The organism is Enterobacter sp. T1-1 (assembly GCF_000710795.1).
Lineage (GTDB): Bacteria > Pseudomonadota > Gammaproteobacteria > Enterobacterales > Enterobacteriaceae > Enterobacter > Enterobacter cloacae.
In genome coordinates this window covers 22,166-28,934 of record NZ_JALW01000041.1, presented here as the reverse complement: position 1 = coordinate 28,934, position 6,769 = coordinate 22,166, and the positions used below count along the sequence as shown (strand labels likewise).

Below are 6,769 nucleotides of genomic sequence, written 5' to 3'. Positions count from 1 at the left end.
TCGATGGAGGCGCATTATAGGGAGTTCTCCGCAGGCCGCAACCGCTAAATGACAGAAAAATGACTGACTGCTGCATTCCCCAGCAAAACCCCGCCTTATACCTTTTTACACACAGAGTTATCCACAGCGATGCGAAAAAGTGAAAATTCGCGAGCGTTGCGCAAACGTTTTCGTTAAAATGCTCGCGCTTAACAAGGATGCCTCGTCAGGTGTGTTAGATGAGTTTTTCGCTGGAAAATTCATCTAACGCTCTCTGTAATCGTGAAATCCAGGGGATTTACCATGCAACAACGTCGTCCAGTCCGCCGCGCTCTGCTCAGTGTTTCTGATAAAGCCGGTATCGTCGAATTCGCTCAGGCACTTTCTGCACGTGGTGTAGAGCTGCTGTCCACAGGTGGTACCGCACGCCTGTTAGCAGATAAAGGTCTGCCGGTAACCGAAGTGTCCGATTACACCGGTTTCCCGGAAATGATGGATGGACGCGTCAAAACCCTGCACCCGAAAGTCCACGGCGGCATTCTGGGTCGTCGCGGTCAGGATGATGCCATTATGGAACAGCATGATATCGCGCCAATTGATATGGTTGTCGTTAACCTTTATCCGTTCGCCCAGACCGTGGCGCGTGAAGGCTGCTCTCTGGAAGACGCCGTAGAGAATATTGATATCGGCGGACCGACGATGGTGCGCTCCGCGGCCAAGAACCATAAAGACGTGGCCATTGTGGTGAAGAGCAGCGACTACTCCGCCATTATTAATGAAATGGATGCGAACGAAGGGTCACTGACTCTGGACACCCGTTTCGACCTCGCGATTAAAGCATTCGAACACACCGCCGCGTACGACAGCATGATCGCCAACTACTTCGGTAGCCTGGTGCCGGCTTACCACGGCGAAAGTAAAGATCCTTCCGGCCGCTTCCCACGCACGCTGAACCTGAACTTCATCAAGAAGCAGGATATGCGTTATGGCGAGAACAGCCACCAGCAGGCAGCCTTCTATATAGAAGAAGAGGTAAAAGAAGCTTCTGTCGCTACCGCCCAGCAGGTTCAGGGCAAAGCGCTCTCTTATAACAATATTGCCGATACCGATGCCGCACTGGAGTGTGTGAAAGAGTTCAATGAGCCTGCCTGCGTTATTGTGAAGCACGCGAACCCATGCGGCGTAGCGGTCAGTACCTCTATCCTGGACGCTTACGATCGCGCCTATAAAACTGACCCAACCTCTGCCTTCGGCGGCATTATCGCGTTTAACCGTGAACTGGATGCCGAAACCGCGCAGGCCATTATCTCTCGTCAGTTTGTAGAAGTGATCATCGCGCCATCTGCGTCTGAAGAAGCGCTGAAAATCACCGCCGCGAAACAGAACGTGCGCGTGCTGGTTTGCGGCCAGTGGGCAGAGCGCGTGCCGGGTCTTGATTTCAAACGTGTAAATGGTGGGCTGCTGGTTCAGGATCGCGATTTGGGCATGGTGACAGCCGCTGACCTGCGCGTCGTCACCAAACGTCAGCCAACCGAACAGGAACTGCGTGATGCGCTGTTCTGCTGGAAAGTGGCGAAGTTCGTGAAATCCAACGCCATTGTCTATGCCAAAGAGAACATGACCATCGGGATAGGTGCAGGCCAGATGAGCCGCGTTTACTCTGCGAAAATTGCCGGTATCAAAGCAGGCGACGAAGGCCTGGAAGTAAAAGGTTCTGCCATGGCGTCTGACGCCTTCTTCCCGTTCCGTGACGGTATTGATGCGGCCGCCGCTGTGGGTATCACCTGTGTGATCCAGCCTGGCGGTTCTATCCGTGACGACGAAGTCATTGCCGCTGCCGACGAACACGGCATTGCGATGATCTTCACCGATATGCGTCACTTCCGTCATTAATTCCCGGAGCAGAAAATGAAAGTATTAGTGATTGGTAACGGCGGGCGCGAGCACGCGCTGGCGTGGAAAGCGGCGCAGTCTCCGCTGGTTGAAACCGTTTTTGTGGCTCCGGGTAATGCGGGTACGGCGCTGGAACCTGCGCTGCAGAACGTCGCCATCGGCGTGACCGATATCCCCGCGCTGCTGAGCTTTGCCCAGAACGAGAAAATCGATCTCACCATCGTCGGCCCGGAAGCGCCACTGGTGATTGGCGTCGTTGACGCGTTCCGTACCGCAGGTCTGAAAATCTTCGGCCCGACGGAAGGCGCTGCACAACTGGAAGGGTCTAAAGCCTTTACCAAGGATTTCCTTGCGCGTCATAACATCCCGACGGCGGAATACCAGAACTTCACCGAAGTCGAGCCCGCGCTGGCTTACTTACGTGAAAAAGGCGCGCCGATTGTGATCAAAGCCGACGGTCTGGCTGCCGGTAAAGGTGTTATCGTCGCGATGACGCTCGAAGAAGCCGAAGCAGCCGTACAGGATATGCTGGCAGGCAATGCCTTTGGCGACGCGGGCCACCGCATCGTGATTGAAGAGTTCCTTGATGGCGAAGAGGCGAGCTTTATCGTGATGGTGGATGGCGAACACGTTCTGCCGATGGCCACCAGCCAGGACCATAAGCGCGTGGGCAATGCGGATACCGGGCCGAATACCGGCGGTATGGGCGCTTACTCCCCTGCCCCTGTGGTGACGGATGAAGTGCATCAGCGCACCATGGACCGTATCATCTGGCCAACCGTAAAAGGAATGGCTGCCGAGGGTAACACTTACACCGGTTTCCTCTATGCGGGCCTGATGATTGACAAGCAGGGCAATCCGAAGGTGATCGAATTTAACTGCCGCTTCGGCGATCCAGAAACTCAGCCCATCATGCTGCGCATGAAATCTGACCTGGTGGAACTGTGCCTGGCCGCATGCGACGGCAAGCTGGATGAGAAAACCTCAGAGTGGGACGAACGCGCGTCTCTGGGCGTGGTGATTGCTGCGGGCGGTTATCCTGGCCACTACAACACCGGAGATGAGATCCATGGCCTGCCGCTGGAAGAAACCGAAGGTGCCAAGGTGTTCCACGCCGGAACGAAACTGGCTGACGACGATCGCGTACTGACCAATGGTGGTCGCGTGCTGTGTGCCACCGCGCTGGGTCATACCGTTGCCGAAGCGCAGAAGCGCGCTTATGCCCTGATGGCGGATATCCACTGGAACGGTAGCTTTAGCCGTCAGGATATCGGCTATCGTGCGATTGCACGTGAGCAAGGGGAGTAATCCCCCCTCATTCTAACCCTCTCCCTCAAGGGAGAGGGGATTTACGTCAAAAACTCTTTTCTGTCGGCTGCCAGGTGCAGAAATCTTCGTTCGCCACCAGCAACAGCTGAGAGCCTTCAGGCGCTTCAAGCCACGCCACACTCACTTCCATCGATGAATGACGCTGACGGCGCTGAATATGTTCGGTTGCCCAGGATTCAAGATCAGGTTTGACTGTCTGCCCTTCGCAGGTAGTGACCGTACCATCGGTATGCCAGCGCCCCTGGCGCAGCACCACGCGTCCCTGACGCAGCGCATCGCTGGTCTGACGGATTTGTCCGGCACGATAACGATAGAGAGCAACCTGATCGCTGGAGAGTTGCTGTTTTTGACCGTTGACTTCACGCTGCATAAAGCTCAGCTCGCCGTGGTCATCAAACCGCACTTTTACATGTTCGGGGGTTTTGCCGTAGATATTGAGTTCGATGAATGACAGGTCGTCTCCCTGCCAGCGATACTCTGCGGTCGATGTATTGCCGTTATGCCACGGGCTAAAAGCGGAAAGCAGATGCACTTCACCGCCAGAATCTTTACGCCAGATCCTCACCGCTCCCTGGTTGTCAGCGTAACCGCTGGCGGTAAACGGTGGTAAAGAGGTGTCATGGCTACAGGCGGAAAGCAGTAACACGCCCGCCAGCGCGAGCGCGCCACGCCAGAATGACAAAAGGGGCGTTGCCGCCCCTTCGTTAAAACTGTTCACTGCCACGCGTCTTACTTAACTGCGTCTTTCAGTGCTTTACCAGAAACAAATGCCGGCACGTTAGCTGCGGCGATTTTGATTTCTTTACCGGTCTGCGGGTTGCGGCCAGTACGCTCAGCGCGGTGGTTCACTTTGAAGGTACCGAAACCAACCAGTTGTACAGCATCGCCTTCTTTCAGAGACTCAGTAATAGCAGCCAGGGTAGATTCCAGAGCAGCTTTAGCCTGCACTTTAGACAGATCAGCCTTGTCCGCAATTACATCAATCAGTTGAGTCTTGTTCATAAGTTATCCTTTCAATGTGTTTATCGCTTGCTAAGCATCGAGTGCGACGAAAATGCCAAAATAGCACTCTCCTGCATACACGCACCGATAGCCACTTTTTTTCGCCCCCCAAATGTAGACCAGACGGGGGGCAGAAGGGAAGAGTCGAGGTGCGACAAAACAGGCGTTAAATCACGTTTTGTTGTCTCATTGGTTAAAAATTATACCAATATTACTCTCGCCGGCCTCACGCAAGTCCGCACGCAGCCCTTTTATCAGCTCAATATCGCGTTCTTCACACTCTGCCAGCAGGCGGAAAATCTCCCACTGAATATCCCATTCCTGTTCAACCGCAGGGTTAACCCGCAGCTCTTCGTCGGTCATTTCACGGCCTGCCTGGGTCATTTCCAGCATCGCTACGGTCGTAATGGATGCCTTACTGACTTCAATAGCGTGCTCCAGCGTTTCACCGCTCAGACGAGAGTGAATCAGTTCGCTTAACGCTACGCAGGCATCAATTGCCGGATAGACACCGTACAGATCAAAATCATCCGCCACCGGAATAGCCTCTTCGAGCTTTTCCAGCTGAGAGTCGAAGTTCACCTTTGCGTCTTTGACCGTCAGCGTTTCCCAGATGAGGTCGAGGATCCGGCGATAAATATGGCCATCACCAAACTCCGTCTGCTTGCAGAACGCGGCGTAGTTCGGATACATGCGCTCGCACAGGCAAGCCATAAAGGTGACGTGCTGCCAGCTTTCCAGCTTCTCAAGGCGCAGGTGAATCGGGTTTTGTAGCATGATGAGATCTCGAATCGAAAATTAGCCGCAGTTTACCTGATTCATCACTGAATTTCCTGCCAACGAACAAAAGCCGGACGAGCAGAGGCCACCGCATCTGCCCAACGCGTGGGCTCAGGTAACCGGTAACCCTTCATACAACGCTGCACCCAGGCCAGGGCGCTGTCCATGCTCACACGGTGCCCGGTTGCGATAAACAGCGGGTTACAGCGCGCTTTACTGCGCCAGACCCATGCCAGCTGCTCACCCTTATCAATAAGCGGCGCCAGCGCGCCCGGCTCGGCGGAGAGCGGCTCAAATGCACCGCACAGGCGTTTTTTGGCCACACCGATGGTGGGTACATCCACCAGCAGACCAAAGTGGCTGGCAACGCCTAAACGACGCGGATGAGAGATACCGTGTCCATCAACAAACAGCAGATCGGGTTTTTGTGAGAGTTGCTCCCACGCTGCGAGCAGCGCGGGGTATTCACGGAAGGAGAGAAAGCCCGGTATGTACGGCATGGTGGTGGCGATACGCGCCACTTTGTACTCCACCAGCTCAAGTGAGGGATACTTCAGCAGCACCATCGCCGCCCGCGTCACTTCACCGCCCTGCTCAAACCCGACATCCGCACCGCCTATATACTGCGGGGGATCCTTATCCAGACGATCCTCGCGGACCACGGATGAAGCCAGTTCTATCTGTTGAGCGCGTAATGACGCGAGATCCATAACCACTCCTTATTTGTGATATTGCGCAGAAAGTCGGTGCACCGCCTCCACAAACGCGCCAGCGTGCTCTGGCGGAACGTCCTGATGGATACCGTGCCCGAGGTTAAACACGTGCCCTTCCCCCTGGCCAAAGCCAGCCAGAATAGACGCCACCTCTTCTTCAATACGGGCAGGCTGCGCGTAGAGCATGGACGGATCCATATTGCCCTGCAGCGCCACTTTGTCACCCACGCGACGGCGCGCGTCGGCGATATCGGTGGTCCAGTCGAGACCCAGCGCATCGCAGCCGGTCGCCGCCATGGCTTCCAGCCACTGACCGCCGCCTTTGGTGAACAGCGTGACCGGCACACGGCGGCCTTCATTTTCACGCAGCAGGCCATCAACGATTTTGTGCATGTAGTAGAGCGAAAATTGCTGATAATCGCGCCCGGTCAGCACGCCGCCCCAGGTATCGAAAATCATCACCGACTGCGCACCCGCTTTGATCTGCGCGTTCAGATAGAGGGTGACGCTTTTCGCCAGCTTATCGAGTAGCGCATGCAGGGCCAGCGGCTCGGCATACATCATCTTTTTGATTACGGTAAAGGCTTTACTGCTGCCGCCTTCAACCATATAAGTCGCCAGCGTCCACGGACTGCCGGAGAAGCCAATCAGCGGGACTTCGCCTTTCAGTTCACGACGAATGGTGCGCACGGCATTCATCACATAGCCCAGCTCCTGTTCAGGATCGGGAACGGGCAGCTTATCAACGTCCGCTTTGCTTTTGATTGGGGAAGTGAAACGCGGGCCTTCGCCGGTTTCGAAATAGAGCCCAAGGCCCATCGCATCCGGAATGGTCAGAATGTCCGAAAAGAGAATGGCGGCATCCAGCGGGAAGCGGCGCAGCGGCTGGAGCGTAACTTCACACGCCAGCTCGGCATTTTTGCACAGCGACATAAAATCGCCCGCCTGCGCACGCGTGGCTTTGTACTCTGGCAAATAGCGTCCCGCCTGGCGCATCATCCACACCGGGGTGACATCAACGGGCTGGCGCAGCAGCGCACGCAGATAACGATCGTTTTTCAGTTCGGTCATTT

General features: G+C 55.5%; 7 protein-coding genes. 2 read left to right on the top strand and 5 right to left on the bottom strand.

The features are described 5' to 3' along the window. The first annotated feature begins 282 nt into the window (after positions 1–282). On the top strand, positions 283–1,872 hold the full coding sequence (purH, locus tag AK59_RS0114065) for a bifunctional phosphoribosylaminoimidazolecarboxamide formyltransferase/IMP cyclohydrolase (RefSeq protein ID WP_013095020.1): 1,590 nt from the start codon (positions 283–285) through the stop codon (positions 1,870–1,872). A gap of 15 nt (positions 1,873–1,887) precedes the next feature. Continuing rightward, entirely contained in the window at positions 1,888–3,180 is a 1,293-nt protein-coding gene (purD, locus tag AK59_RS0114060) for a phosphoribosylamine--glycine ligase (RefSeq protein WP_029883067.1), read from the top strand. A gap of 46 nt (positions 3,181–3,226) precedes the next feature. Here the strand turns inward: purD and AK59_RS0114055 are convergent, their stop codons facing one another. The 5 genes from AK59_RS0114055 to hemE all read right to left on the bottom strand — a co-directional run bounded on the left by AK59_RS0114055 (position 3,227) and on the right by hemE (position 6,767). After that, the gene (locus tag AK59_RS0114055; protein ID WP_023621286.1) at positions 3,227–3,919 is read right to left on the bottom strand and encodes a DUF1481 domain-containing protein; all 693 of its coding nucleotides are present in this window, start codon (positions 3,917–3,919) and stop codon (positions 3,227–3,229) included. Between the two features lie 11 nt (positions 3,920–3,930). Further along, complete coding sequence (hupA, locus tag AK59_RS0114050; RefSeq protein ID WP_002445246.1) at positions 3,931–4,203, bottom strand: nucleoid-associated protein HU-alpha; 273 nt, start codon at positions 4,201–4,203, stop codon at positions 3,931–3,933. 186 nt (positions 4,204–4,389) lie between these two features. Beyond that, positions 4,390–4,980 (bottom strand): YjaG family protein, encoded by a 591-nt coding sequence (locus AK59_RS0114045; protein WP_029883066.1) that lies wholly within the window; start codon positions 4,978–4,980, stop codon positions 4,390–4,392. 44 nt (positions 4,981–5,024) lie between these two features. Next, a complete protein-coding gene (gene nfi / locus AK59_RS0114040) occupies positions 5,025–5,693 on the bottom strand; it encodes a deoxyribonuclease V (protein WP_029883065.1) in 669 nt (222 codons plus the stop codon). 9 nt (positions 5,694–5,702) lie between these two features. Beyond that, the gene (gene hemE / locus AK59_RS0114035) at positions 5,703–6,767 is read right to left on the bottom strand and encodes a uroporphyrinogen decarboxylase (protein WP_020684618.1); all 1,065 of its coding nucleotides are present in this window, start codon (positions 6,765–6,767) and stop codon (positions 5,703–5,705) included. Positions 6,768–6,769: the final 2 nt, after the last annotated feature.